Origin of the sequence: Flavobacterium sp. UBA4854 (assembly GCF_002399805.1) — a bacterium.
GTDB classification, from domain to species: domain Bacteria; phylum Bacteroidota; class Bacteroidia; order Flavobacteriales; family Flavobacteriaceae; genus Flavobacterium; species Flavobacterium ginsengisoli.
The window spans coordinates 40,179-40,858 of sequence record NZ_DHEI01000027.1 but is presented as its reverse complement, the minus strand read 5'-3'; the positions used below and the strand labels follow the sequence as shown (position 1 = coordinate 40,858).

1 protein-coding gene is annotated in these 680 nt (G+C 34.9%); it reads left to right on the top strand.

Going from position 1 to position 680, the window contains the following annotated elements; genetic code table 11:
* Window positions 1-39: 39 nt before the first annotated feature.
* Window positions 40-680: DUF58 domain-containing protein (locus B3J44_RS03170; RefSeq protein WP_286965733.1), on the top strand; the 641-nt coding region annotated here is incomplete at its 3' end.

Below are 680 nucleotides of genomic sequence, written 5' to 3'. Positions count from 1 at the left end.
AACTTGAAACTTTTAAACTTTAAACTTTAAACAAATAGAATGGATACAAAAGAGCTTTTAAAAAAAGTACGGAAAATAGAAATCAAGACCAAAAGACTGAGCAATCATATCTTTTCGGGAGAATACCACTCTTCATTTAAAGGACGAGGAATGACGTTTAGCGAGGTGCGTCAATACCAATACGGAGATGATATTCGTAACATCGATTGGAATGTAACCGCACGCTACAACGAAGCTCATGTTAAGGTATTTGAAGAAGAACGCGAATTAACCATGGTTTTAATGGTTGATATTTCGGGTTCTGAATCTTTTGGTTCTAAAAATCAATTCAAAAAAGACATTGTAACCGAAATTGCGGCAACAATGGCTTTTTCGGCTACACAGAATAATGACAAAATTGGTTTAATATTATTTTCTGATACAGTAGAATTATATATTCCGCCCAAAAAAGGACGTTCGCACGTACTGCGCATCATTCGTGAATTGATCGAATTTGAACCAAAAAGCCAGAAAACAGATATCGCGCAAGCTTTGAAGTTTTTATCTGGAACCCAGAAAAAGAAAGCCATCATTTTTATGATTTCCGATTTTATGTCTGATTCTTATGAGCATACATTAAAAATTGCTTCTAAAAAACATGACATTACAGGTGTTCGCGTGTACGACATTCGTGAAGAAAG